25 protein-coding genes are annotated in these 24,211 nt (G+C 70.7%); 5 read left to right on the forward strand and 20 right to left on the reverse strand.

Annotated elements, in window-relative coordinates; all coding sequences use genetic code 11:
* Positions 1-70: 70 nt before the first annotated feature.
* The gene (locus FHS08_RS15300; protein ID WP_167041837.1) at positions 71-2,053 is read left to right on the forward strand and encodes an alpha-1,4-glucan--maltose-1-phosphate maltosyltransferase; all 1,983 of its coding nucleotides are present in this window, start codon (positions 71-73) and stop codon (positions 2,051-2,053) included.
* Positions 2,050-4,230, forward strand: coding sequence for a 1,4-alpha-glucan branching protein GlgB (gene glgB / locus FHS08_RS15305; protein ID WP_167041056.1), 2,181 nt, complete (start codon positions 2,050-2,052; stop codon positions 4,228-4,230). The genes FHS08_RS15300 and glgB overlap by 4 nt, the downstream gene beginning before the upstream one ends.
* Before the next feature lie 75 nt (positions 4,231-4,305).
* Here the strand turns inward: glgB and FHS08_RS15310 are convergent, their stop codons facing one another.
* Both FHS08_RS15310 and FHS08_RS15315 read right to left on the reverse strand, forming a co-directional pair.
* Positions 4,306-5,250 (reverse strand): tetratricopeptide repeat protein, encoded by a 945-nt coding sequence (locus FHS08_RS15310; RefSeq protein ID WP_167041086.1) that lies wholly within the window; start codon positions 5,248-5,250, stop codon positions 4,306-4,308.
* A complete protein-coding gene (locus tag FHS08_RS15315) occupies positions 5,247-7,094 on the reverse strand; it encodes a DUF8094 domain-containing protein (RefSeq protein ID WP_167041089.1) in 1,848 nt (615 codons plus the stop codon). The genes FHS08_RS15310 and FHS08_RS15315 overlap by 4 nt, the downstream gene beginning before the upstream one ends.
* A gap of 173 nt (positions 7,095-7,267) precedes the next feature.
* Between FHS08_RS15315 and FHS08_RS15320 the strand changes: the two genes are divergently transcribed.
* The gene (locus tag FHS08_RS15320) at positions 7,268-8,329 is read left to right on the forward strand and encodes an AI-2E family transporter (protein WP_167041092.1); all 1,062 of its coding nucleotides are present in this window, start codon (positions 7,268-7,270) and stop codon (positions 8,327-8,329) included.
* Between the two features lie 7 nt (positions 8,330-8,336).
* On the opposite strand, the gene FHS08_RS15325 is transcribed toward FHS08_RS15320, so the two are convergent.
* The 9 genes from FHS08_RS15325 to rpsB all read right to left on the reverse strand — a co-directional run bounded on the left by FHS08_RS15325 (position 8,337) and on the right by rpsB (position 15,107).
* Positions 8,337-9,068 (reverse strand): alpha/beta fold hydrolase, encoded by a 732-nt coding sequence (locus FHS08_RS15325; protein ID WP_167041095.1) that lies wholly within the window; start codon positions 9,066-9,068, stop codon positions 8,337-8,339.
* Positions 9,069-9,095: 27 nt separating this feature from the next.
* Positions 9,096-9,380: a hypothetical protein gene (locus FHS08_RS15330; RefSeq protein WP_167041098.1), complete on the reverse strand. Its 285-nt coding sequence runs from the start codon at positions 9,378-9,380 to the stop codon at positions 9,096-9,098.
* Between the two features lie 5 nt (positions 9,381-9,385).
* Positions 9,386-10,141: an aggregation-promoting factor C-terminal-like domain-containing protein gene (locus tag FHS08_RS15335; protein ID WP_425560307.1), complete on the reverse strand. Its 756-nt coding sequence runs from the start codon at positions 10,139-10,141 to the stop codon at positions 9,386-9,388.
* A gap of 82 nt (positions 10,142-10,223) precedes the next feature.
* Positions 10,224-10,778: a DivIVA domain-containing protein gene (locus tag FHS08_RS15340; RefSeq protein WP_167041101.1), complete on the reverse strand. Its 555-nt coding sequence runs from the start codon at positions 10,776-10,778 to the stop codon at positions 10,224-10,226.
* Positions 10,775-11,824, reverse strand: a complete 1,050-nt coding sequence (locus FHS08_RS15345; RefSeq protein WP_167041104.1) for a phosphatidate cytidylyltransferase — start codon at positions 11,822-11,824, stop codon at positions 10,775-10,777. The genes FHS08_RS15340 and FHS08_RS15345 overlap by 4 nt, the downstream gene beginning before the upstream one ends.
* Before the next feature lie 9 nt (positions 11,825-11,833).
* On the reverse strand, positions 11,834-12,388 hold the full coding sequence (frr, locus tag FHS08_RS15350) for a ribosome recycling factor (protein ID WP_167041107.1): 555 nt from the start codon (positions 12,386-12,388) through the stop codon (positions 11,834-11,836).
* Positions 12,389-12,454: 66 nt separating this feature from the next.
* Positions 12,455-13,174, reverse strand: a complete 720-nt coding sequence (gene pyrH / locus FHS08_RS15355) for a UMP kinase (RefSeq protein WP_167041111.1) — start codon at positions 13,172-13,174, stop codon at positions 12,455-12,457.
* Positions 13,175-13,291: 117 nt separating this feature from the next.
* Complete coding sequence (gene tsf / locus FHS08_RS15360) at positions 13,292-14,119, reverse strand: translation elongation factor Ts (protein WP_167041114.1); 828 nt, start codon at positions 14,117-14,119, stop codon at positions 13,292-13,294.
* Between the two features lie 106 nt (positions 14,120-14,225).
* Positions 14,226-15,107, reverse strand: a complete 882-nt coding sequence (gene rpsB, locus FHS08_RS15365; protein ID WP_167041117.1) for a 30S ribosomal protein S2 — start codon at positions 15,105-15,107, stop codon at positions 14,226-14,228.
* Positions 15,108-15,412: 305 nt separating this feature from the next.
* Here rpsB and FHS08_RS15370 point away from each other — a divergent pair, with 305 nt between their 5' ends.
* Positions 15,413-15,949, forward strand: a complete 537-nt coding sequence (locus tag FHS08_RS15370; RefSeq protein ID WP_243847531.1) for a M23 family metallopeptidase — start codon at positions 15,413-15,415, stop codon at positions 15,947-15,949.
* A 40-nt stretch (positions 15,950-15,989) separates the two neighbouring features.
* Positions 15,990-16,535, forward strand: a complete 546-nt coding sequence (locus tag FHS08_RS15375; RefSeq protein WP_167041120.1) for a MarR family winged helix-turn-helix transcriptional regulator — start codon at positions 15,990-15,992, stop codon at positions 16,533-16,535.
* Here the strand turns inward: FHS08_RS15375 and FHS08_RS15380 are convergent.
* The 9 genes from FHS08_RS15380 to rplS all read right to left on the reverse strand — a co-directional run bounded on the left by FHS08_RS15380 (position 16,530) and on the right by rplS (position 24,131).
* Entirely contained in the window at positions 16,530-17,441 is a 912-nt protein-coding gene (locus FHS08_RS15380) for an NADP-dependent oxidoreductase (RefSeq protein ID WP_167041123.1), read from the reverse strand. The two genes, FHS08_RS15375 and FHS08_RS15380, sit on opposite strands and share 6 nt — an antisense overlap.
* 148 nt (positions 17,442-17,589) lie before the next feature.
* Positions 17,590-18,513 (reverse strand): tyrosine-type recombinase/integrase, encoded by a 924-nt coding sequence (locus tag FHS08_RS15385; protein WP_167041126.1) that lies wholly within the window; start codon positions 18,511-18,513, stop codon positions 17,590-17,592.
* 76 nt (positions 18,514-18,589) lie between these two features.
* On the reverse strand, positions 18,590-19,792 hold the full coding sequence (dprA, locus tag FHS08_RS15390) for a DNA-processing protein DprA (protein ID WP_167041129.1): 1,203 nt from the start codon (positions 19,790-19,792) through the stop codon (positions 18,590-18,592).
* Complete coding sequence (locus tag FHS08_RS15395; RefSeq protein ID WP_167041132.1) at positions 19,789-21,318, reverse strand: YifB family Mg chelatase-like AAA ATPase; 1,530 nt, start codon at positions 21,316-21,318, stop codon at positions 19,789-19,791. Before FHS08_RS15395 ends, dprA begins: the two co-directional genes overlap by 4 nt.
* Positions 21,315-21,677, reverse strand: a complete 363-nt coding sequence (locus FHS08_RS15400; RefSeq protein WP_167041135.1) for a YraN family protein — start codon at positions 21,675-21,677, stop codon at positions 21,315-21,317. Before FHS08_RS15400 ends, FHS08_RS15395 begins: the two co-directional genes overlap by 4 nt.
* A 101-nt stretch (positions 21,678-21,778) precedes the next feature.
* Positions 21,779-22,102, reverse strand: coding sequence for a DUF2469 family protein (locus FHS08_RS15405; RefSeq protein ID WP_167041138.1), 324 nt, complete (start codon positions 22,100-22,102; stop codon positions 21,779-21,781).
* Positions 22,103-22,142: 40 nt separating this feature from the next.
* Entirely contained in the window at positions 22,143-22,802 is a 660-nt protein-coding gene (locus FHS08_RS15410) for a ribonuclease HII (RefSeq protein WP_167041141.1), read from the reverse strand.
* A complete protein-coding gene (gene lepB / locus FHS08_RS15415; protein ID WP_167041144.1) occupies positions 22,799-23,596 on the reverse strand; it encodes a signal peptidase I in 798 nt (265 codons plus the stop codon). The genes FHS08_RS15410 and lepB overlap by 4 nt, the downstream gene beginning before the upstream one ends.
* 187 nt (positions 23,597-23,783) lie before the next feature.
* On the reverse strand, positions 23,784-24,131 hold the full coding sequence (gene rplS / locus FHS08_RS15420) for a 50S ribosomal protein L19 (protein ID WP_167041147.1): 348 nt from the start codon (positions 24,129-24,131) through the stop codon (positions 23,784-23,786).
* Between the last annotated feature and the right edge of the window lie 80 nt (positions 24,132-24,211).

Here is a 24,211-nt window from a genome sequence, read left to right on the forward strand (position 1 = left end):
ATCCTGGCGGAGCGCCACCTCGATCCCCGTCCGTCCGGCGTCCGCCTGGCAGCCCACCCGTTCGACCGTGATGGGACGGATCCCGCTGACGGCGCCCGCGCCGTCGGTCCCGGACGGGCGATTCCGACCCAAGGCGTTCGCGGGCGAGGTCGTCCCGTTCCGTGTCACGGCCTTCCGCGAGGGCCACGACATCATCGGCGTGCACGTGCGGCTCTTCTCACCGTCCGGTGACGAGTCGCTGCATCGCCTCGCACCGCTCCACGACGGCTTCGACACGTGGTCCGCCCTCGTCGCGCCGCTCGAGGAGGGCGTGTGGCGGTTCCGGTTCGAGGGATTCGCCGACGACTTCGCCACGTGGGAGCATGCGGCCGACGTCAAGATCGCCGCGGGCGTGGACGCCGACCTCATGCGCGAGCTGGGGGCGCGCCTGTTCGACCGCGCGGTCGCGGAGAGATGGCGCCCCGTCGGCGAGCGCCGCGCGCTGGCGAGCGCCGCCGAGCGGCTCCGGGATGCCGCGATCCCCGACGCGGGCGCCCTCGACACGGTCCGCGACCCGGCGATCGCCGCGTACTTCGCCGCACGACCCCTCATGTCGCTCGTCACGATCGGCGACGAGCGCGAGCTGCTCGTCGAGCGGGAGCTCGCGGGTGTCGGCGCCTGGTACGAGTTCTTCCCGCGTTCCGAGGGGGCGCGCCGCTTCAAGGACGGCACGGTGAAGAGCGGCACGTTCCGCTCCGCCGTCCGGCGCCTTCCCGCCGTGGCGGCGATGGGCTTCCAGGTCCTGTATCTGCCGCCCATCCACCCCATCGGCCGCATCAACCGCAAGGGACGCAACAACACGCTCGACCCGCAGCCGGGCGACCCTGGCTCGCCGTGGGCCATCGGCGCCGCGGAGGGCGGACACGACACGGTCCACCCCGACCTCGGCACGCTCGCCGACTTCCGCGCGTTCGTGCGGGCCGCGAAGGCGGAGGGCATCGAGGTCGCCCTCGACCTCGCCCTGCAGGCGGCGCCCGATCATCCGTGGGTCGCCGAGCACCCGGAGTGGTTCACGACGCTCCCGGACGGATCGATCGCGTACGCGGAGAACCCGCCGAAGAAGTACCAGGACATCTATCCGATCAACTTCGACAACGATCCGGAGGGCATCAAGGCGGAGGTCCTGCGGATCGTACGGCACTGGATCGCGCAGGGCGTGAAGATCTTCCGCGTCGACAACCCGCACACCAAGCCCCTCCAGTTCTGGGAGTGGCTCATCGCGACGGTCAATGCGGAGCATCCCGATGTCGTCTTCCTCGCCGAGGCGTTCACGCGCCCGTCGCCCATGCGCGCCCTCGCGATCGCCGGCTACCAGCAGAGCTACTCGTACTTCACGTGGCGCAACACGAAGCAGGAGCTGGAGGAGTTCCTCGGCTCTGTCGCCAACGACACGGCCGACTTCATGCGTCCGAACCTGTTCGTCAACACGCCCGACATCCTCACCGAGTACCTGCAGTTCGGCGGGCGGCCCGCGTACAAGATCCGCGCGGCGGTCGCCGCGACATCCGCACCCCTCTACGGCGTGTACGCGGGGTACGAGCTGTACGAGAACGTCGCCCGACCCGGGTCCGAGGAGAACCTCGACAACGAGAAGTACGAGTACAAGTTCCGCGACTGGGCGGGCGCCGAGGCCCACGGCGACTCGCTCGCGCCATACCTCACGCGCCTCAACGAGATCAGGGCCGCCCATCCCGCGCTGCGCCAGCTGCGCAACTGGTCGGCCCATTGGAGCGACGACGACGCGATACTCGTGTACTCGAAGCACCTCGATGCGGCTCTCTCGCCGACGGGCGCGGCTGACACCATCATCGTCGTCGCGAACGTCGACCCGCACTCGGTCCGCCAGACGATGATCCACCTCGACACGCGCATCTGGGGCGTCGACCCCGGGGATGCGTTCGAGGTCGAGGAGCTGCTCACGAACCAGCACTGGACGTGGTCCGATCACAACTTCGTGCGGCTCGACGCCTTCGCCGAGCCCGTCCACATCCTCCACGTAAGGAAGACCCGATGACCACGCCCGACGCCCGCCTGCTCGACGCCGTCGCCTCGGGGTCCTACTTCGCCCCGCACGACGTGCTGGGCATCCACCCGGGGATGGATGCCGAGGGCGCCGCAGAGTGGACGGTCCGGGCGCGTCGCCCGCTCGCGAAGAGCGTCACCGCCGTCTTCAGCGACGGCACGCGCGTCCCGCTCGAGCACGTGCGCTCGGGCATCTGGGAGGGCACCCGCGGCGGCGACCTCCTCCCCTACGAGCTCGTGACGACGTACGCGAACGGACCGGACTTCACGACCGACGATCCGTATCGCCACCTCCCCGTGCTGGGCGAGCTCGATCTGCACCTCATCCGCGAGGGCCGGGACGAGCAGCTGTGGCGGCACCTCGGCGCCCACGTCCGCGAGCACGACGGGTCGCGCGGCACGGCGTTCGCGGTGTGGGCGCCCAACGCGCGCGCCGTCCGGATCGTCGGCGACTTCAACGGGTGGGACGGGCAGGGCCACGCGATGCGCTCGCTCGGCGCGAGCGGCGTGTGGGACCTGTTCGTCCCCGGGCTCGGAGCCGGAACGACGTACAAGTTCGAGATCCTCACCAAGCGCGGAGACTGGATCCTCAAGGCCGACCCGATGGCGCGGTTCGCCGAGGTGCCGCCGGCGACGGCATCCGTCGTCACGGAGTCCTCGTACGTGTGGAACGACGGCGACTGGATGGCGCGGCGCGCGTCGAGTCAGCCGGTGTCGCAGCCGATGTCGGTCTACGAGGTCCATCTCGGGTCGTGGCGGCCGGGCCTCTCGTACCGGGACGCCGCCGATGCCCTCATCGAGTACGTCACGGCGCAGGGCTTCACGCACATCGAGTTCCTGCCGCTCGCCGAGCATCCTTTCGGCGGATCGTGGGGATACCAGGTCACGGGGTACTACTCCCCCACGAGCCGCTTCGGCCACCCGGACGACCTGCGCTACCTCATCGACCGCCTGCACCAGGCGGGCATCGGCGTGATCATGGACTGGGTGCCGGGTCACTTCCCGAAGGACGACTTCGGCCTCGCCCGGTTCGACGGCGGACCGCTGTACGAGCACGGCGATCCGCGCCGGGGCGAGCACCGCGACTGGGGCACGTACATCTTCGACTACGGCCGCCGGGAGGTCCGCAACTTCCTCGTCGCGAACGCGCTCTACTGGTACGAGGAGTTCCACGTCGACGGCCTGCGGGTGGATGCCGTGGCCTCCATGCTCTACCTCGACTACTCCCGCGAGGACGGCGAGTGGGTCCCCAACATCCACGGCGGACGCGAGAACCTCGAGGCGATCTCGTTCCTGCAGGAGGTCAGCGCGACGTCCTACAAGCGCTACCCCGGCATCGCGATGATCGCCGAGGAGTCGACGAGCTTCCCCGGCGTCACGGCCCCCACGAACCGGGCGGGTCTCGGCTTCGGGTTCAAGTGGAACATGGGGTGGATGAACGACTCGCTGCAGTACATCAAGCGCGATCCCATGTACCGCTCGCACCACGAGGGCGAGCTGTCGTTCTCGTTCGTATACGCGTTCAGCGAGAACTTCATCCTCCCGATCAGCCACGACGAGGTCGTGCACGGCAAGGGCTCGCTCTTCGCGCGGATGCCCGGCGACCACTGGCAGAAGCTCGCCAACCTGCGCGCGTTCCTCGCGTTCATGTGGGGGCATCCGGGCAAGCAGCTCCTGTTCATGGGGCAGGAGTTCGGCCAGATGTCGGAGTGGTCGGAGGGCCGCGGCCTGGACTGGTGGATGCTCGACCAGCCCTCGCACAGGCAGCTCCACGAGTTCGTGGCACAGCTCAACCGCACCTACCGCACGCACTCCGCGCTGTGGGCGCGTGACAGCGACGGCGCCGCGTTCACGCGCCTGGGCGCGCCGACGTGGAACCCCAACGTCGTCGCGTTCGCCCGGCGCGACTGGCACGGCAACTCCGTGGTCGTCGTGTGCAACTTCTCGGGCGTTCCGATCCACGGCTTCGAGCTCGACATGCCGGAGGCGGGCGTGTGGCACGAAGTGCTCAACTCAGACGCGCAGGTCTATGGCGGCTCGGGTGTCGGCAACCTCGGCGTCGTCCACGCGTCGGGCGACAAGCGCGCGTCGATGGTGCTGCCGCCGCTCGGCGTGCTGTGGCTGCGCCACGACCCCGAGGCGCACGTTCCGTCGCCCACGCAGGGCTGAGACACGCGGCCGGAGCCTCCTCGGCGGAGTGGCCTCGGCGGCTGTGCCGGGCTCACCGCCCCGACGGGCAGCGCGTCAGAACAGCAGGCTCGCGAGGCGGCCGCGCGCCCGGATGACACGCGGGTCGGCGTCGCCCACGAGGCCGAAGAGCTCGAGGAGACGCTCCCGCACGCGCGGCCGCTCGTCGGCGGGGAGCATCGCGAACAGCTCGAGGAGCCGCCCGAACGCGTCGTCGACGTGTCCGCCCGACAGATCGAGGTCGGCGACCGTGAACTGTGCGTCGATGTCGGCGGGGTTCGCCGCCGCGGCGGCGCGCGCCGCCTGCAGATCGGCATCCTGCACACGGGCCAGGAGGCGCACCTGGCCGAGCCCCGCGCGGGCCTCGGCATCCCGCGGATTCTCCGCGAGAGCCTTCTCGTACGCCGCCGCCGCGCGGGCGTAGTCGCCCGCCTCGATCGCGTCGAACGCCTCCGCGTGCAGCGGAGGAAGCGGCGGCTCCGTGCCGTCGGCCTCGGCCTCTCCGTCTCCGTCTCCGTCGACGGCGATCGTGCCTGTGACGCCGTGCTGGGCGGCGAGCTGGAGGAGCTGCGCGAAGACCTCGCGCACCTGCTGCTCCGGAACGGCGCCCGTGAACAGCGGGACGGGCTGCCCCGCGACGAGCGCCACGACCATGGGGATGGACTGCGCGCGGAAGCCCTGCGCGAGCTGGGGGTTGGCGTCGACATCCACCTTCGCAAGGACGAGGCGCCCGCCCAGCTCGATCACGACGCGCTCGAGGATGGGGCTCAGCTGCTTGCAGGGCCCGCACCACTCGGCCCACAGGTCGACGACCACCGGCACGGTGCGCGACAGCTCGAGCACCTGACCGAACGTCTCGTCGGTCGCGTCGAAGACGAGGGAGGGTGCGGCGCCGGAGGATGCCGTGGGTGCGGCCGTCGTCGCCGTCTGCACGGGACGATTCCGCAGGGAGGACAGGTCAACGGCGCCGCGCAGTGCGGCCCCCAGGGAGGCGTCGCTCACTTGATCACCTTCGCGTCGAGGATGTTGGAGGCGTAGCCGAGCAGCCGGATCTTCTCGGTCGAGCCCTGGGCGGGCACGTAGAAGAACAGCTGGTCGCTGAAGGTCGTCGTGAACCCCGTCGAGGACTGCTCGACGCCGGCGAGCGTCTTGACGGTCGCGTTGTTGGTGAGCTTGATGACGGCCTCGGCCTGCGTGGGCTTCACGGTGTCGGTCTCGTTCAGGTTCACCGCGACGATCGCACCGCTCTCCACGGTCGCGAGGGCGATCGGCGCGAACGCGCCAGGGGCGGATCCGAACGTGAGGCTGCCCGTCGTCGACCCGGTCTTGTTGAACTCGTCGAGGCGCGCCTGCCGGTCGGTCGTGACGCTTGCGCGGAACTGGTCGCCCTCCGCCTCGAACATGCCGGCGAACTCGCTGTCGTCGCCGTTGTTCAGGATGTCGGAGTACGCCGCGGCGACCTCGTCGGGCGGCATCAGCAGGAACGAGAGGTCCGGCGGGACGAGCGGCGCTCCGATCCAGGCCGGTGCGAGGTCGGGCATCTCGGTCGCGGCCTCGAGGCTCGACAGGTAGGTGAGCTTGTACGGCGACCACGCGTCCTGCTGCGTCAGGTACATGATGCTCGCGGACTTGTCGGCGGCGTCGGTGACGACCGTCATGACGGTGCGCGGCCACGCGTCCTGCGCCTGCGGGAGGGTGATCTCGAGCGGCTTCGCGGGGATCTTCTCGAGCGGCGCCTGATCCGGGATCGCGCCGCGCAGCGTGTAGTTGGTCGTGCGCTCGGCGAGCACCGCTCCGTCGAGCCGCGTCGCCGCGAGCGCCTCGTCGAGGTTGGTGTCGGCCTCCTCGACCGTCGCGGAGATGCGCGACAGGATCCGCTCCGCCTGCGCCTCCGTGACCGCGGGCTGCTGCTGACCCTCCGGCACGATGAGGCTCGCGGTCGGAGTCGGCGTGGCCGTGGGGGCGAGCGTGGGCCACGCGTCGGCCGTGCAGCCCGTGAACAGGAGCGCCGACACCGCGACCGCGGGGACCGCGACGAACGCGCGCCGGCCCGAGATCGCACGCCGGGTCCGCGGCGTAGACGTGATGACGCCCTTGTCCTCGCTCTCGACCGCGAGATCGATCGGCTCGGTCACGGGCATCGGCAGGCCCTTGCGGCGCGGACCGCGCGAGCGGCGGACGTGCCGGATGCCGAGGAAGTACAGGAAGACGCCGATCGCCATGAGGATGCCGCCGCCCACGATGAGCGGACCCGCCCACGGCGTCGAGTTCGCGATCGGCCACGACACGGAGATCGTCCGAGGCGCGGGGGCGACCCCGTCCGAGGCGACGAGGACGCTCATCGTGTCGGGAAGCTGAAGGGGTGCGATGAGCAGGTCGTCCTGCTGGAACTCGTCGAGCCACAGGTCGGAGCCGGCCGGGCTGCGGGGGGCGGCTGGCTCGGCGGGGGGCGCCTCCGCGTCGCCGGGCTCCGTCACGGCATCAGCGGATCCCGCGTCGGCGCCCGTCGCCGGCTGCGTCTGCTCGGGCTCGACGAAGGTCGACACGGCCGCACCCTCGTCGTCGAGCGCGACCTCGTTGTAGGTCGAGTCGGACAGCCACGCCTTGAGGTCGGCCGTCCGGCCGTACGACACGAAGATCGTGCCGTCCGCCTGCGCGCGCAGGGTCTGGGATCCGGGGAGGCGGTTGAGCACGGCGCCGTCGATGAGGGTGTACGGCGCCTCCTGCTCGACCTCGAGCTGCGTGGTCTCGGTCCTCGGTCCCTGGAAGACCGTCCGCTGGGCGATCCCCGCACCGATCATCACGGCCGCCAGCACGAATGCCACGACGGCCCACACGAATCGCACGAATCCACACCTTCCCCGGGCCGCGCAGGCGCGCGCGACCGCTGAATCGACATTTCAGACTAGCGACACACACCTGAAGATCCCCAGAGAGGGGCCAATCCCGCGTCTGAACGAGGCCTGTGCGTATCCTGACGTGACAGCAATCGACGTCGAACGCAGTCCGAGGAGACACCGTGAAGTTCCACAACCCCTTCCGCGTCGCCTTCGTCGCGACCCTCGGTGTGGGGCTCGGCCTCCTGCTCATCAACAGCCTGCAGACGCTGTCCACGATCCTGCTCTACGTCGGCACGGCGCTGTTCCTGTCGCTCGGCCTCGATCCCATCGTCGCGTGGCTCGAGCGGCGCGGACTGAAGCGCTGGCTGTCCGTGCTCATCACGATCCTGGGCGTCCTGGCGATCTTCGCGGGGATCATCCTCATCGTGCTCCCCGTGATCATCGCCCAGATCTCGCAGCTCGTGACGCAGATCGAGAAGATCGTGCGGCAGGGCCAATGGGAGGACATCGTCCAGGACATCCGGGGGTGGATCCAGGAGCGGTTCCCGAACCTGAATGTCGAGCAGGTGTGGCAGTACATCCAGGACTGGGTCGCGTCGCTCGACGTCGGCTCCATCGGCGGGGGCCTCATCGCCGCGGGCGCCCAGATCGTGGCCGGCCTCACGGGCGCCTTCATCGTCCTCATCCTCACGATCTACTTCACGGCGTCGACGCCGTCGCTCAAGCGGGCCGTCTACCAGCTCGTCCCCGCGTCGAAGCGCCCGCGCTTCATCGACCTCGCGGAGCAGATCACGGACTCGGTCGGCTACTACGTCATGGGCCAGGTCTCGCTCGGCGTCATCAATGGAGTCCTGAGCGCCGTCTTCCTCACGATCATCCAGGCGCCGTTCCCCGCCGTGCTCGCCGTCATCGCGTTCTTCTTCTCGCTGATCCCGCTGGTCGGCACGCTGACGGGCTCGACGATCATCGTGCTGATCTGCTTCATCCCCGGACTCGGCTCGGTCCCGACGGGCATCACCGCCGCGATCTACTACCTGATCTACATGCAGATCGAGGCGTACGTGGTCTCGCCGCGCATCATGAACCGCGCCGTCTCGGTTCCCGGGGCCGTGGTCGTGATCGCGGCGCTCGCCGGCGGATCGCTTCTGGGGCTGCTCGGCGCGCTCATCGCGATCCCTGTGGCCGCCAGCATCCTGATCATCTACCGGCAGGTCGTCATCCCCAGGATGAACGAGCGCTGACGGCGCTCTAGGCGGATGCCTCGACTCCGGCCTCGTCCCACTCCGTCGGCAACGGCAGCGCGTCGGGGTTGACCGCCGCGACGATCTCGGTCAGCACGCGGCGCGTCTGGTTCTCCCCGACCCACAGGTGCTTGCCGCCCTCGACGGGGATGACCACGGCGTGCGGGATCGCGGCGAACCGCTCCGTCGCCTCGGCGGGGCGCAGGTAGTCGTCGAGCTCGGGGACGATCACGACGACAGGTCGATCATCGTCGGCCCATGCGGCGATCTCTTCCTCCGTCGCCCGGTGCAGGGGCGGCGACAGCAGGATGACGCCCTCGATGTCGTGGTCGCGCCCGTACTTCAGCGCGAGCTCCGTGCCGAACGACCAGCCCACGAGCCACGGGCGAGGCAGGCCCCGTTCTCGCACGAAGTCCATCGCCGCCGCGACGTCGAACGCCTCGGACTCGCCGCCGTCGAACGCGCCTTCGCTCGTTCCTCGCGGCGACGTCGTCCCGCGCGTGTTGAAGCGCACGACGGCAAGGTCGGCGAGGGCAGGCAAGCGCCCGGCGGCCTTGCGGAACACGTGGGAGTCCATGAAGCCGCCCGCCGTGGGCAGCGGGTGCAGCGTCACGAGCGTCGCCACGGGCTCGCGATCGCGCGGGAGCGCGAGCTCGCCGACGAGCGTCAGCCCGTCGAGCGTCGCCAGCTCGATGTCCTCGCGCCGCGCAGGCAGCAGCAGTGGTCCGCGAATCTCCACGTCAGTCGATCCTCCCGCGTGCGCTCATCACGCCATCCTCCAGCAGTGCGAATGCCAATGCCGCCGCGCGGCCAGATCGGCGCTGTCGCCGAGCACGCCGTCGGCTCGCCACACCACGACGTGGGCGACACCGGACGGGATGTCGCGGCCGCAGCCGGGGCAGCGATAGGTCTTCAGCGCCTTCGCCGCCGAGACCGGCTGCACGGTCCACTCTGCGCCGCGTCGCGACTCGGTGCGCTTCCAGCCTGCGAGGAACCGCTCGAACGACTCGTCGCCCGCCGACGAGGGGCGGCCACGGTTCGACCGCGGCATGAGTGTCAGTACCACCCGGTGGACTGCGAATGACCCCACGCACCGCACGGCGTGCCGTAGCGGCCGCCGATGTAGCCGAGGCCCCACGCGATCTGCGTGGCGGGATTGGTCTCCCAGTCGGCGCCGGCCGAGCCCATCTTGCTTCCGGGGAGCGCCTGGGGGATGCCGTAGGCACCGCTGCCGCGGTTGTACGCGTTGACGCGCCAGCCGGACTCCTTGTTCCACAGCGCGACGAGGCAGGCGAACTCGTCGTCGCCCCAGCCCCGAGCCTTCACCATGTCGTACGCGATCGCCTGCGCGGATCCCGGATCGGGAGACACGAAGGGCGGCGTCCAGCGCGTGCCCGACGACGAGGAGGATGCCGACTTCGGCGCAGGCTTGGGCGTCTCCTTCGGGGCGACGTACACCGTGTACCCGCCGCGATCGAGCGATGCGGCCTCCTGGGGCTGCGCGTCCTCCGAGGTGACGAGGGTCTGGGCCTCGTCGATCGACGACTTGTAGATCGAGACGGCAGCGGCCGCGTCGTCGTCGTTCGCCTCCGCCAGCGCGGCCCCCGTCGGGCCGACATAGGCGGCCACGAACCCGATCGCGCAGAACGCCGCGAACACGCCGACGACCCCGCGACGCCGCGACCAGCGCGCGGTCGCGGGAGGAGTCGCACGAGGCGCCGAGGGGGCGGCTGCGGGAGCCGTCACGGTCTCTGCCTCGTGACGACGCATCCGTCGGGATGCAGCGGGAATCATCTCGTTGCCGGAGGTCACAGTGTCCAGAGTCTAGCGGCCCGTCCCTGAGCGTGCCATTTGAGCGTCTCGGGATGAGCGTTCTCTCACCCGCCCGCGGGCATCAGGCCACGGCGAGCATGACCTCCACGACGGCGTCGAGCACGGCGTCGACCTGCGTCTCGCGGTAGCCGCCGCGCTGCATCCGCAGGGCGACGGCGCGCACCTGCTCGACGGTCACGGACTCCCCCGTCTCGAGGTAGCGCGCGAGCTTGTCGGCCACGAGGTCGACCTCGTCGATGCGATACCCGTAGCGCAGGACGCTGACCCTGTCGAACCTCTTGCCGCGCGGGCGCGTCAGCCGGTCGAGGACGGTCTGCGCCGTCTCGCGCGTCTGCCCCACCCACTCGCGCACTCCGCCGCGGACGACGACCGCCTGACGCTCGCGGGAGGCGAAGGCGTCCTCGATGCGGGCGAGCGCCGTGTCGACGGCCGCGATCGCATAGCCGTGGCGGACGAGACGGAAGGAGGCGCTGCGCACATCGGCCGACGCCATCCCCGTCCCCTGCTCGAACGCGGTGCGCGCGTCGTCGAGGAACGCGTCGACGGCGCTGCGGTCATAGCCCTTCGTGCGGCCCGTCGTGAGGGGGAAGGCGGAGGTGGGGGTCTCTGTCGTCATGAGGCAGCCAATGGGTTCAGGAGGTAGTACAGCGCCAGCGCGGCCGCTGCGGACGGGAGGATCGAGTCGAGCCTGTCGAGGACTCCGCCGTGGCCGGGCAGCCACGAGCTCATGTCCTTGATGCCGATGTCGCGCTTGACCATCGACTCGCCGAGGTCGCCGAGCGTCGCGGTGAGAAGGATGAGCGCACCGATCACGACCCCCGTCCACGCAGGCAGATGGAGCATGAAGATCGCGAGCAGGACGCCCGCGACGAGGGCCGCGGCGGCCGCTCCCGCGAAGCCCTCCCACGTCTTCTTGGGGCTGATGCGCGGCGCCATGGGGTGCTTCCCGAAGGAGAGCCCCGCCGCGTACGCGCCGGTGTCCGACGCGACGACGACGATGATGAACGCGAGCACCCACCATTCGCCGTGGTCCTGGCTCAGCAGGGCGACGCACAGGCTCGTGAGGAACGGCACGTACAGCTGGACGAACGCCGCGATCAGGACGTCTCCGAGCACGAGCCCGTACGTGCGTCCGTCGCGAGCGGCCATCTGCGCGATCATGCGCCACACGACGACGAAGGCGACGGCCGCGAACACCGTCACCCAGTGCAGCCACGGGTCGGCGAAGTAGCCCGCGATCACGAGGACCGTTCCGGCGGCGAGCTGCGGCACGATGTCGACGCGGCGCCCTGCGCCCGTCAGAGCGCGATGCAGCTCGAAGATGCCGAGCGTGCTCGCCGCGAGCGCGAACAGGATGAACACCTGCTTGAGGAAGATGAGCGAGGCGATCAGGGCGAGGCCGATCGCGAGGCCGATCAGGATCGCCCCGATGAGATCGCGACCCGTCCGCTGCTTGATCCGCTCGTTCGCCTCCTCGAACTCCGCCCGCGCGTGCGCGACCTGACTCTCGAACTCGGACCGCGCGGCGCGCACGTGCGCCTGGAAGTCGGGTGTCTGCTCGCCCGCCGGCTTCGCGGCGTCCGCGGCACGGCTTCGGGAGAACGGCGCCTCGGGTTCGCCCCGGGACTCGCCGCCGGGCGCTCCTCCGGATGCGTCGCTCATATGCGGGCCTCAGACCTCGAGGAGCTCGGCCTCTTTGCGCTTGAGCGCGTCGTCGATCTCGTCGACGTGCGCGCGCGTGAGTCCGTCCAGCTCCTTCTCGCCGCGCGCGATCTCGTCGTCGCTGATCTCGCCGGTCAGGGCATCCAGGTCGTCCTTCGCCTTGCGACGGATGCCGCGCAGATGCACCTTGTGGTCTTCGCCCTTGGAGCGCACGAGCTTGACGTACTCCTTGCGGCGCTCCTGCGTGAGCTCGGGCATCGTGACGCGGATGAGGTTGCCGTCGTTCGTGGGGTTGACGCCGAGGTTGGGCATGTCGCGGATCGCCTGCTCGATGGCCCTCAGCGCCGACTTGTCGTAGGGCGTGATGACGAGGCTGCGCGCCTCGGGGCTGTTGATCGACGCGAGCTGGGCGAGCGGCGTGGGCGAGCCGTAGTAGTCGACGAGGATCTTCTGGAACAGCTGCGGGTTCGCGCGACCCGTCCGCACCGTGGCGAAGTCGTCCTTCGCGGCCTCCACGGCCCGGTCCATGCGGGATCCGGCCTCGGCCAAGACGTCGGCGATCACTATGACTCCATTCGGTTGATCCGGCCTCTCAGTCTAGTCGGCTCGGCTCCACGGACCGGGAGGCGTTCAGACGGTGACGAGCGTGCCGATCGACTCGCCGAGCAGCGCGCGCGTCACGTTGCCCGCGGGCTCCATGCCGAACACGCGCATGCCCATGCCGTTGTCCATGCAGAGGCTGAAGGCGGTCGAGTCGACGACCTTCAGGCCGCGCTGGAGCGCATCGAGATACGTGATGCGGTCGATGCGGGTGGCCGAGGCATCCTTCTTGGGATCGGCTGTGTACACGCCGTCGACGCCGTTCTTCGCGACCAGCACCTCGACGGCGCCGATCTCGAGCGCGCGCTGCGCAGCCACCGTGTCGGTCGAGAAGTACGGCAGGCCCGCGCCGGCGCCGAAGATGACGACGCGTCCCTTCTCCATGTGACGCTCCGCGCGACGCGGGATGTACGGCTCTGCGACCTGGGTCATCGCGATCGCGGACTGGACGCGGGTCGCTGCTCCCGCTTGCTCGAGGAAGTCCTGCAGCGCGAGAGCGTTCATGACGGTGCCGAGCATGCCCATATAGTCCGCGCGGCCGCGGTCCATGCCGCGCTGGCTGAGCTCGGCGCCGCGGAAGAAGTTGCCCCCGCCGACGACGATCGCGATCTCGACGCGGTCGACGGCCTCGGCGATCTCCTGGGCGATCTGGCTCACGATGTCGGGGTTGACGCCGAGCTGACCACCCCCGAAGGCCTCGCCGGAGAGCTTCAGGAGGACGCGGCGGCGTCCGGTGGCTTCATCGATCACGGTGATCCTCTCGTCGCGGTTGCAGACTATCGAACGTCGTCGGGGCACAGGCGCGGGGCTGCGTGCCGAGGCATGAGGAAGGCCCGCACCGAATCCGATGCGGGCCTTCCCGGAATGCTACGCGCCGACCTTGAAGCGGGCGAAGCCCGTCAGCGTGAGACCGGCGTCCTTCGCGACCTGCGCGACGGACAGCTTGTTGTCCTTCGCGTAGTCCTGGTCGAGGAGGGCGACCTGCTTGAAGAACGCGTTGACGCGGCCTTCGACGATCTTCGGAAGCGCCGCCTCGGGCTTGCCCTCGTTGCGCGAGATCTCCGTGACGATCTCGCGCTCCTTGTCGACCTCGTCGGCCGGGACCTCGTCGCGAGAGAGGTACGTCGGGTTGGCGAAGGAGATGTGCTGCGCGATGCTGCGCGCCGTCTCGGCGTCGTCGCCCGAGTAGGCGAGGACCACGCCGACCTGCGGGGGCAGGTCCTTGCTCGTCTTGTGCAGGTAGATCTCGAAGTTGTCGCCCGAGAGCGTGCTGACGCGGCGCAGCTCGACCTTCTCACCGATGATGGCGGCCTCGTCCGAGATGAGCTCGGCGACCGTCTGGGCGCCCGCGGGGGCGACCAGCGCGGCCTCGGCCGAATCGGCGGAGACGGCGGACGCGGCATCCAGCACCTTGTCGGCGAGGGCGATGAAGCGCTCGTTCTTCGCGACGAAGTCGGTCTCGGTGTTCAGCTCGAGGATCGTGACCCGACCCTCGTGCTCCTTGGCCGTGACAAGGCCTTCGCTCGTCGAGCGGTCGGCGCGCTTGGCGTTGCCCTTCGCGCCCTTCAGGCGCAGGATCTCGACGGCCTTCTCGAGGTCGCCGTCGGCCTCCTCGAGAGCCTTCTTGGTGTCGACCATGCCGGTGCCGAGCTGCTCGCGCAGCGCCTTGATGTCGGCGATCGTGAAGTTTGCCATGGGTGGCGGCTCCTTGCTTGTGGCTCGTGGTGAGTTCTCGTGGATGCTCCGGCGGGACCACGGCTGCCGTGGTCCCGCCGGAGCGGTAGTTGATGTCCGGGTGGGACTACTCGGCGGCGTCGACCGCGGCAGCCTCTTCGACGACCTCGGCCGCAGCGGCGCCCTCGGCGTCGGCGGCGGACTCGGTCGCGATCGTCTCGACCTCGGCGACGTCGGTCACGACCGGCGCACCCTGCTCGAGGAGCTCTCGCTCCCAGTCGGCGAGGGGCTCTGCCTCGGCGGCCTCGTCGGTGGGGTTGTGGCGCTGGATGAGGCCCTCGGCTGCGGCGTCGGCGATGATGCGCGTGAGCAGGCTCACGGAGCGGATCGCGTCGTCGTTGCCGGGGATCGGGTACTGGAACTCGTCGGGGTCGGCGTTCGTGTCGAGGATGCCGATCACCGGGATGCCGAGCTTCGAGGCCTCGTTGATCGCGAGGTGCTCGCGCTTGGCGTCGACGACCCAGATCGCCGACGGCGTCTTCTGGAGGTTCCGGATGCCGCCCAGCGACTTGTGGAGCTTGTCGAGCTCACGCTGCTTGAGGAGGAGCTCCTTCTTGGTGAAGCCGCTCGCCGCGGGGTCGTCGAAGTTGAGCTCCTCGAGCTCCTTCATGCGGGCGAGGCGCTTGGACACCGTCGAGAAGTTGGTGAGGAGGCCGCCGAGCCAGCGCTGGTTGACGTAGGGCTGGCCGACGCGGGTCGCCTGCTCGGCGATGATCTCCTGCGCCTGCTTCTTCGTGCCGACGAAGAGGATCGTGCCGCCGTGCGCGACGGTCTCCTTCACGAACTCGTACGCCTTGTCGATGTACGTCAGCGACTGCTGGAGGTCGATGATGTGGATGCCGCTGCGCTCCGTGAGGATGAAGCGCTTGACCTTCGGGTTCCACCGGCGGGTCTGGTGTCCGAAGTGGACGCCGCTGTCGAGCAGCTGGCGAATGGTGACGACGGCCATGGCCGTTCTCCTGTTCTGGCGCCTGGGCGCCGCTTTCGGTTTGTTCGCGCCTGACCTGTCTGGTCGGCGAGCCTGGTGCCCGGCACACACCCGCCTCAGCTTCTGAGGACCGTTGGGAGTGGGATGCCGCGCTGCGGGATCCGTGGATCGCCGCCGCGCTCTGGGCACGCGGAGTCACCCCGACGAGCGGAGTGCCCTCCCAGTGTATCAGGCGCCGCTCCTCCCCATCCGGCGTGCCCGGGCATCGATCCCCGCTCCTCCGCCGCCGCGCGGCGGTCGCACCCGCGGACGTGGAGCATGGACGGATGCGTCGGAATGCGGGTGTGCGGTTCACCGCGATGCTCGTCGCGTGCATCCTGATCGGCGCGTCCCCCGCGCAGGCGACAGGCCGCCAGGACGAGCGCACGGCGTCGGATGCCGCGGATCTCGCGCAGCGAGGGTGGGTGTGGCCCCTCGAGCGGTTCCGGCTCACGGCGCCCTACGAGCAGCCGGCCCATCGGTACGCCGCGGGCCATCGCGGCATCGACCTCGCTCCGACGGAGGCGGCCGCGGACCTGCTGGCACCTGCCGACGGGATCATCGCCTTCTCGGGGAGGGTCGCCGGTCGGGGCATCCTGACGATCGACCACGGCGACGGCCTCGTGACCACTCTCGAGCCCGTCGACTCCGCGCTCGAGCCGGGAGCGATCGTGCGTCGTGGCCAGACCGTGGGGACGATCGCCGCCGGGGGCCACGCGGCGCCCGGCGACGTGCACTTCGGCGTCCGGCTCGACGGTGAGTACGTCAATCCGCTGCTGCTGCTCGGTGGCGTGCCGCGGGCCGTCCTGCTGCCGTGCTGCTGACCCGAGGCGGTCCTTGCGTGCGGCTGACAGAATCGTCTCGATGTCCACTCATGACGATGCGCACAGGTCGTCGATCCCCGGCCGGCTCAGCTCCGAACAGCTGCGGGTGTGGCTGACGTACATGCGCGTGCGCCTTCGGCTCTCGTACGAGATGGGGCGACAGCTGCAGGCCGACAGCGGCATCACGCTCGCGGACTACGACGTGCTCGCGGCCCTCTACTCCCGGGACGACAGGACGATGGCCGTCTCGCAGCTCGCGCAGCACGTCGGGTGGGAGCGGAGCCGCGCGTCGCACCAGGTCGACCGCATGGCCAGGCGCGGCCTCGTCGAGCGGCGCAGGTCCGAGATCGACCGCCGGGTGACCGAGGTGACGCTCCTCGAGGAAGGCGTCACGCTCCTCCGCGCTGCGACCCCGCTGCACTTCGCTCTCGTTCAGAGGGTCTTCTTCGCCGGGATCGCGACCGGCGAAGAGCTGGATCGGTTCGGCTCGACGCTCGAGTCGATCTACCGGACCCTGTGCGACGAGGGATCGATCCCGCCTCCGCCCGCCGAGCAGCCGGAGGATCGCCGCGTCGGTCCCTCATGAGGCCAGGAGGATCACCTTCTCGCGGACGCTCCCTGACTCGAGCGCTCGATGCGCCTCGGCCGCATCGGAGAGGGGCATGTCCCGCCGTGCCTTCAGCCGCAGTGCACCGGAGGCGAGCATCGGCATCGTGATGTCGAGGGCGTCCGGGGCGCGCTGGGGTCCGGGCTCGGTGAACCGGGCGCCCAGCGCGAGGGCCGTGGGATCGACCAGGGTGATGACGCGCGTCGCGTCTCCCGTGGCGTCGATGGCTTCGCGGATGCCGCCGCGCCCCGCGGCGTCGATGACGGCATCCACCGAGTCGGCCACGGCGGCGACCCGCTCGAACGCCCCCTGGCCGTACGCGACCGGCTCGCCGCCGAGGCTTCGCACGAGGGCGCCGTCGCGCTCGCCGGCGAGGCCGATCACTCTGAGACCCTGAGCTGCGGCGAGCTGGACGAGGATCTGTCCCACCGAGCCGGCGGCGCCGAGCACGACAAGGGTCTCGCCCGCTGCGGCGCGCACCTCGCGCAGCAGGCCCACCGCGACCTCGGCCGATGCCGGCAACGCTGCCGCGTCGCTCCACGAGACGGAGGGCGGCTTCGCGACCCACGTCGACACGACGGCGAGCTCGGCATACCCGCCCTGGTCGGGCAGGAGCGCTGCGACCTCGTCGCCGATCGAGACTCCCGAGACACCCTCCCCCAGGGCGACGACGATGCCGGACGCCTCGAAGCCCAGCACGGATCCAGGACCCTGCGGGAAGACCCCCACGAGATCGCCGCGGCGGATGTGCAGGTCAGTCGGACCGACGCCTGCGGCGCGCACGCGGATGAGGATCCGCCCTCGCGCCGGTTGGGGCTCTGCGACCTCCTGCCACCGCAGCACGTCCGGCCCGCCGAACTCCGTCAGCACGATTGCATGAGCCATCTGCGTCTCCCTCGCCGTGCACGTCACGAGTCCTGACCGCCCGCGGCGCTCGCCTCCCGTCGTACGTGACATGTCATGTAATTGGCGAAGAAGCTGCGATGCGGGCGGTCCCGGCCATCGAGAGCACCGGTGACCGGACCCAGCGGCCTCAGGCCCGAGGATGCGCGAGCCGATAGCTCGCGGCGAGCCTCTCGCTCGAGACGTGCGTGTAGATCTGGGTCGTGCCGAGGCTCGCGTGCCCGAGCAGCTCCTGCACCGATCGCAGGTCTGCCTCCCTGTCGAGGAGGTGCGTCGCGGCCGAGTGCCGGAGGGCGTGCGGTCCCACGGCCGAGCCGACGAGGGGACCGACCACGCGGGCGACGACGTCGTAGACGGCGCGGGCACCCAGACGCCTCCCCCGCGCTCCGAGGAAGACGGCGAGCGAGTCTGCGTCCGCCGCTCCGCCGGTTCCTCCCGTCGCGCGATCGCGCAGCGCGGGGCGCGCACGAACGAGATACGCGTCGATGGCGCGTGCCGCGGGAAGCCCGTAAGGGACGACGCGCTCCTTCGATCCCTTGCCCAGCACGCGGGCCGTGCGGCGGTCCGGATCGAGGTCGGGCAGATCGAGCCCGCAGAGCTCCGACACGCGCACGCCCGATCCGTACAGGAGTTCGAGGACAGCTCGGTCGCGCAGCGCGACGGGATCGCCGTCGTCATCGGCCGCGCTCAGCCCGTCGAGCAGCGCAGCGAGCGCGTCGGCGGCCGCGACCTTGGGAAGCGTCCGCCCGCGCTTGGGGGCGACGAGCCGGACGCTCGGATCGAGTTCGAGCAGGCCCGCGTCGACCGCCCACGCGAAGAATCCGCGTGCCGCTGCGGTGCGACGCGAGATCGTCGCACGGGCGTCTCCCCGCTGCGTCGCGGTCCACAGCCACTGCCGCAGGTGCTCCAGATCGATGTCGGCGAGCTCGACGGGACCGACGGAGGCGTCGAGGTCCGCGAGGTCGGAACGATAGGCGCGGACTGTCGCGGGCGAGAGCCGGCGCACGTCGCGCACGTGCGCCGCATAGCGCTCCGCCGCCTCCCGCATCCGCATGTCTCCCAGCATGCCGCGCGGCAGCCCGCATGTGTCGGTGGCGCTCCGAGGGCCGCCTGCCGACTCCATCCGCGACTCACGCCGCGCCGCCCACGCGTCGCCAGGCGCCTCCGTCGCGGACGACCTCCGCTTCGAGGAGCATGATCCCGAGGTGCGCCTCGACGTCCTGCGGCGACATCCCGCTGCGACGAGCGACGTCGTCGACGTCGCGCCACCCTCTCGAGCTGAGGGCGTCGCGGACGCGTGCGCGGTCGTCGGTCGCCGGGCGGTCGTCGCCGCCCCTCGCCGTCTCGGGAGCGTTCCCGAGGGAGAGGAGCTCGCGCACGTCGGAGGCCGATGTCACGCACTCGGCGCCGAACTCGCGAAGAAGCCGGTGGCACCCCGCCGACGCCCCGCTCGTGACGGGGCCGGGCACGGCGCCGACGGCACGGCCGAGGGCGGCGGCGTGACCCGCCGTGTTGAGTGAGCCGCTTCGCCAGCCCGCCTCGACGACGATCGTCGCATCGGTCAGCGCAGCGATCAGCCGATTGCGCGCCAGGAACCTCCACTTGGTCGGCGTCGATCCGCACGGCACTTCGCTCACGACCGCGCCCGCGCCCGCGATGCGGGAGATGAGGTCTCTGTGCCCGGAGGGGTAGGGCCGGTCGACTCCTCCCGCCAGCAGCGCGACCGTCACGCCGCCCACAGCGAGGGCCGCCCGGTGCGCCGCGCCGTCGATGCCGTATGCGGCGCCCGAGACGACCGGGATGCCGCTGCCCGCGAGGTCGGCCGCGAGCTCCATCGCCACATGGTCGCCGTACGAGGTCGCGGCCCGCGCGCCGACGATCGCCGCCGACGGCGTCAAGGAGGCGAGCGTCGAAGGGTCGCCGCGCACCCAGAGCGCGAGCGGGGCGTTGTCACCGAGGTCGGCGAGCTGCGCCGGCCACGCCGGGTCGCCGGGCGCGATGTGCTGCACACCCATGACGGCGGCGATCTCGAGAGCGTGGGCGAGCGCGCCGGGGACGAGCCGCGGCATCCATCGTCGCCTGCCGTCGTCGAGCTCCTTCGGGCCGACGCTCTCGGTCGGCGCGAGGCGGCCGGCGGCAAGGCGCTCGAGCGCTTCGACGGCGCCGAGGTCGGCGAGCAGGCGCCCCGCGACGCCGTCGCCCGGCTCGGTCAGGCTGTTCCACACCACGCCCGCATAGCGCTCGACGACGGCGCCGTCGTCGAGCCGGGCGACATCGGCGATCCGTGAGAGCGCGACGCGCGCCGCGGCAGAGGTCAGGTCGAGCGCGGTCATGCCGTGATCCCCTTCTTGAGGTAGAGCGCGCGGCCGATGTGGCCGACCGCGAGCTGCGGCGCGCCCTCCAGATCGGCGAGCGACCAGGCGATGCGGAGCACCCTGTCGTATCCGCGAAGCGTCAGCGCTCCCCGATGCAGCGCCGCATCCAGCGGTCGCCGCACGGCGGGGGTCGGTGCGAGGGGTCCTTGACGCAGCCATGTGCCCGAGACGGCGGCGTTGGTCGTCCAGGGGGTGCCGCACAGACGCAGGGCCGCGCGCTCGCGCGCCTCGGCGACGCGGACCTTCGCCTCCGCCGACGTCAGTCCCGGCGCCGCTGAGGCGGTGTGCTGCGCGACCGACACGCGCGCGAGCGAGAGCTCGATGTCGATGCGGTCGAGCAGAGGGCCCGAGAGCTTGCCGAGATATCGACGGATCGCCGCGGGCGGGCACACGCACGTCCCGCCGGCGACGGCATAATCGCCGCACGGACACGGATTCGTGGCGAGGACGAGCTGGAATCGCGCGGGGAACTCCGCCGTGGCCCCTGCGCGGTGGATCGTGATCGATCCCGTCTCGAGCGGCTGACGCAGAGCGTCGAGCGCCGAGCCGAAGAACTCACCTGCCTCGTCCAGGAACAAGACGCCCTCGGTCGCCCGGGCGATCGCGCCGGGGCGCAGGATGCGCGACCCGCCTCCGACGAGCGCCGCGATGCTGGCCGAGTGGTGAGGGGCTTCGAACGGCGGCGTGCGGGACAGCGTCGCGACGGGCTCTCCCGACAGCGAGCGGATCGATGCGACGGACAGGGCGGCACCGTCGTCGAGGTCGGGAAGGATGCCGGGGAGCCGTCGGGCCAGCATCGTCTTGCCCGCGCCCGGCGGCCCGCACATCAGGAGGTGATGACCGCCGGCCGCCGCGACGACGAGCGCGTCGACGGCTTCGCGCTGCCCGATGACCTCGGCGAGATCGAGCCGTTCGATGGGCGCAGCCGCGGCGTCCCGCTCGGCGACCGGATCGAGGTCGGGCGCATCGACGTCGGCGCCGTGGCCCCGCACGACATCCGCGAGGCTCACCGCTCCGCGCACCTCCACACCCGCCACGAGCTCCGCCTCCGCCCGGTTCGCGTGGGGGACGACCACGGTGCGCATGCCCGCCCGCGCCGCCGCCACGACGGCCGGGAGCACTCCCGGGACAGGGCGCAAGCGCCCGTCGAGTCCGAGCTCGCCGAGATGGACGGTCGACGCGACCGAGGCTGCGTCCATCGGCAGCTCGGTCGCGAGGGTCGCGATCGCGATGGCGACGTCGAAGGCGGAGCCGTGCTTCGGCAGGCTCGCCGGCGACAGGTTGACGGTGACGCGGCGACGAGGGAAGGGGAGCCCGCTGTTGGAGCACGCGTTGCGGACTCTCTGGGCCGCCTCGCCGAGCGCCTTGTCGGGCAGGCCGATGATCTTGAAGTCGGGCTGCTGGTTCGACAGGTCGGCCTCGACCTCGACGAGTCGCCCCTCGATGCCCGCGAGAGCGACCGACCACGTCCGCGCGACCGTCACGCGAGGTCCTCGAGGTGCTCGATCGGGGCGGACGCGGGGTCGGCGCCGATCAGGCCGATCGCGTCGATCCGCAGCCGCCGGCCCTGCACCTGCTGCGGGTGCGCTGCGATCCAGGCGATCGCGAGACGCCACAGGCGCCGGAGCTTGCGGCTGTCGATCGCCTCGAACGGATGCCCGAATCCGTCGGTGCGGCGGGTCTTGACCTCGACGACGACGAGCTCACCGTGCGAGGCCGCGACGACGTCGAGCTCGCCGTCACGCGCGCGCCAGTTGCGGTCGAGGATCTCGTAGCCCAGGGACTCCAGATATCGGACGGCGCGGTCCTCGCCCGCGCGCCCGAGCACGTCTTTGTCTGCCATGCAGGCATGCTCGCGCGCTCAGACCCCGATCGAGCGGCTGGCGGGGGCATCCGTTGGCGACCGCCTGTGCGCCTCGCCTTGGGGAGGAGACGGCGGCGGGGTCAGCTGTCGAGGGAGAGCTCTTCGGGGAGGTGGAAGTCCCTGCGCGAGAGCTCCTCGACGTTGACGTCCTTGAAGGTGAGCACCCGCACGGACTTGACGAACCGATCGGCCCGGTAGATGTCCCACACCCACACGTCGTTCATCGAGATCTCGAAGTAGAAGTCGTGCTCGGTGTCTCGGCGCACGACGTTGACCTCGTTCGCGAGGTAGAACCGCCGCTCGGTCTCGATCACGTACTGGAACTGCGATACGACGTCGCGGTACTCCTTGTAGAGCGCCAGCTCCAGCTCGCGGTCGTAGTCCTCGAAGACCTCGTCATCCATGGTTCTTCCATCCTAGGCGGCGCACTCGGGGGCGGCGGCCTCAGAACAGCGGCTGCGCACCCTCGATCGCCCACGAGAGCCTGTGGTGCGAGGTCGTGCCGTGCTCGCGGATCGCCTCGCGGTGCTCGGGGCTCGCGTAGCCCTTGTTGCGCGCCCACTGGTAGGCGGGAAGCTCGTCGTGGAGGTGCGTCATGAGCGCGTCGCGCGCGACCTTCGCGATGACGGATGCCGCGGCCGCGCTCGCGCAGTCCCTGTCGGCCTTGATGACCGGCTGCACGCGCAGCCCGCGGGCGCCCGCCGGCGTGATGTAGTCGTAGTTGCCGTCGAGGATCACGACCGCGTCCTCCGGCACGACGCCGTGCGCGCGCAGATCGGCGAGAGCGCGGATCGTCGCGAGCCCGAGGGCCCGCATGATGCCGATCTCGTCGATCTCGACGGAGCTGGCCCAGCCGACGGCGCTGTGCGACACCCACGCCGCCGCGCGCGCCGCGACCGCGGCGCGGCGCGGCTCGGGGACGAGCTTGGAGTCCCGCAGGCCCTCGGGGACGCGCTTGCGCGCGCGAGGGGCGTCGACCACGACGGCGCCGACGGCGACGGGCCCGGCGAGGGCACCGCGCCCGACCTCGTCGCACGCGATGACGATGGGGTGCTCGCGCAGGAGCCGTCGCTCGAGCGTCAGGCGAGGCTCCATGACGGTCATGGCGCCGATGGGTCCGCGGAGTCGGAGGCGGGATCGGGGATGCCGGCGAAGGCGTCGTGATGGAAGTCGATCGAGCCGAGGTGGGCGACGGGCCACGTGATGAGGAACGCGCGCCCGACGACGTTGTCGATCGGAACGAATCCCTTGCCCGGCTCCTCCGTGTGGTAGCGGGAGTCCTGGGAGCGATCGCGGTTGTCTCCCAGGACCCACAGCGACCCCGTCGGGACCGTGACGTCGTAGGTCTTCACCTCGGGCGCGGGCTTGCCCGGCTGCAGCTTCAGGTACCCGGACTCGTCGATGGGCACGCCGTTGACCTCGACCTGGCCGATCGCGTTGCAGCAGACGACGTGGTCGCCCGGAAGGCCGATGACCCGCTTGATGAGGTGGTCCTGGCTGTCGGGGGCTGCGAGCCCCACGAGGGAGAGCACCCAGTCCCACGCCTCGACGAGGGGCGGGCGGGGCTCCTGGACGACGGGCGGCAGCCAGCCGCCCGGATCGCGGAAGACGACGACGTCGCCGCGGTCGTAGCCGCCGAATCGGGGCGTGATCTCATCCACGAGGATCCGGTCGTCGATGCGGAGCGTGTCCTCCATCGAGGCCGAGGGGATGTAGAACGAGCGCACGAAGAACGTCTTGATGACGAGCGAGACGACGACGGCGACGAGAACGATGACGACGACATCGCGCAGGAACAGCAGCGTGCGCCTGCCGCGCGTCCGGCCAGGGGCGGGAGCGGGAGCGACCGACGCCTGCGCCGGGATCGGATCCGCGGGCGCGGTCTGCTCGGTCGTCATCTGGGTCCTTCTTCATTCGCGCCGACGGGACTCATCCGGCCTCTCAAGGTTCGCACACTCCGCGGTCACAGGCTGGCCCGATCCGGGCATTGCGACGGGAGTCGCAGCATCCGTCATCCGCGCGCGAACGCGACGACGCCCCGCGGCAGCGTGCCTGCGGGGCGTCGTGACGATGGGTCGGCGGGACTCAGCGGTCGCGCTTCTCCTTGATCTTGGCCTTCTTGCCGCGGAGGTTGCGCAGGTAGTACAGCTTCGCGCGGCGGACGTCGCCGCGGGTGACGACCTCGATGTGGTCGATCACGGGGCTGTGCACGGGGAAGGTGCGCTCGACACCCACCTGGAAGCTGATCTTGCGGACGGTGAAGGTCTCGCGCACGCCGTCGCCGGAGCGGCCGATGACGACACCCTGGAAGACCTGGATGCGCGAGCGGTTGCCCTCCGTGATGTTGACGTGCACCTTGACGGTGTCACCGGGGAAGAAGTCGGGGATGTCCGAGCGCAGCGATGCTGCGTCGACGGAGTCGAGGATCTGCATGATCATGTCTCTCTGCGGCCGCCACAGGTCGACCGCGCGAAGGAATGGAAAGGACGTCGTGCCCGAGGCCGCCGGCTGAC

This window comes from Microbacterium ulmi, from assembly GCF_011759705.1.
In the GTDB taxonomy this organism is placed as follows: domain Bacteria; phylum Actinomycetota; class Actinomycetes; order Actinomycetales; family Microbacteriaceae; genus Microbacterium; species Microbacterium ulmi.

Excerpts from the sequence above, each read along its gene's own strand:
- FHS08_RS15300 (WP_167041837.1), top strand. The coding sequence starts at position 71 with ATGGGACGGATCCCGCTGACGGCGCCCGCGCCGTCGGTCCCGGACGGG.
- glgB (WP_167041056.1), top strand. The coding sequence starts at position 2,050 with ATGACCACGCCCGACGCCCGCCTGCTCGACGCCGTCGCCTCGGGGTCC.
- FHS08_RS15330 (WP_167041098.1), bottom strand. The coding sequence starts at position 9,380 with ATGCCGCGGTCGAACCGTGGCCGCCCCTCGTCGGCGGGCGACGAGTCG.
- FHS08_RS15340 (WP_167041101.1), bottom strand. The coding sequence starts at position 10,778 with ATGACGACAGAGACCCCCACCTCCGCCTTCCCCCTCACGACGGGCCGC.
- FHS08_RS15345 (WP_167041104.1), bottom strand. The coding sequence starts at position 11,824 with ATGAGCGACGCATCCGGAGGAGCGCCCGGCGGCGAGTCCCGGGGCGAA.
- tsf (WP_167041114.1), bottom strand. The coding sequence starts at position 14,119 with ATGGCAAACTTCACGATCGCCGACATCAAGGCGCTGCGCGAGCAGCTC.
- rpsB (WP_167041117.1), bottom strand. The coding sequence starts at position 15,107 with ATGGCCGTCGTCACCATTCGCCAGCTGCTCGACAGCGGCGTCCACTTC.
- FHS08_RS15370 (WP_243847531.1), top strand. The coding sequence starts at position 15,413 with ATGCGTCGGAATGCGGGTGTGCGGTTCACCGCGATGCTCGTCGCGTGC.
- FHS08_RS15375 (WP_167041120.1), top strand. The coding sequence starts at position 15,990 with ATGTCCACTCATGACGATGCGCACAGGTCGTCGATCCCCGGCCGGCTC.
- FHS08_RS15380 (WP_167041123.1), bottom strand. The coding sequence starts at position 17,441 with ATGGCTCATGCAATCGTGCTGACGGAGTTCGGCGGGCCGGACGTGCTG.
- FHS08_RS15385 (WP_167041126.1), bottom strand. The coding sequence starts at position 18,513 with ATGCGGATGCGGGAGGCGGCGGAGCGCTATGCGGCGCACGTGCGCGAC.
- dprA (WP_167041129.1), bottom strand. The coding sequence starts at position 19,792 with ATGACCGCGCTCGACCTGACCTCTGCCGCGGCGCGCGTCGCGCTCTCA.
- FHS08_RS15400 (WP_167041135.1), bottom strand. The coding sequence starts at position 21,677 with ATGGCAGACAAAGACGTGCTCGGGCGCGCGGGCGAGGACCGCGCCGTC.
- FHS08_RS15405 (WP_167041138.1), bottom strand. The coding sequence starts at position 22,102 with ATGGATGACGAGGTCTTCGAGGACTACGACCGCGAGCTGGAGCTGGCG.
- FHS08_RS15410 (WP_167041141.1), bottom strand. The coding sequence starts at position 22,802 with ATGACCGTCATGGAGCCTCGCCTGACGCTCGAGCGACGGCTCCTGCGC.
- lepB (WP_167041144.1), bottom strand. The coding sequence starts at position 23,596 with ATGACGACCGAGCAGACCGCGCCCGCGGATCCGATCCCGGCGCAGGCG.
- rplS (WP_167041147.1), bottom strand. The coding sequence starts at position 24,131 with ATGCAGATCCTCGACTCCGTCGACGCAGCATCGCTGCGCTCGGACATC.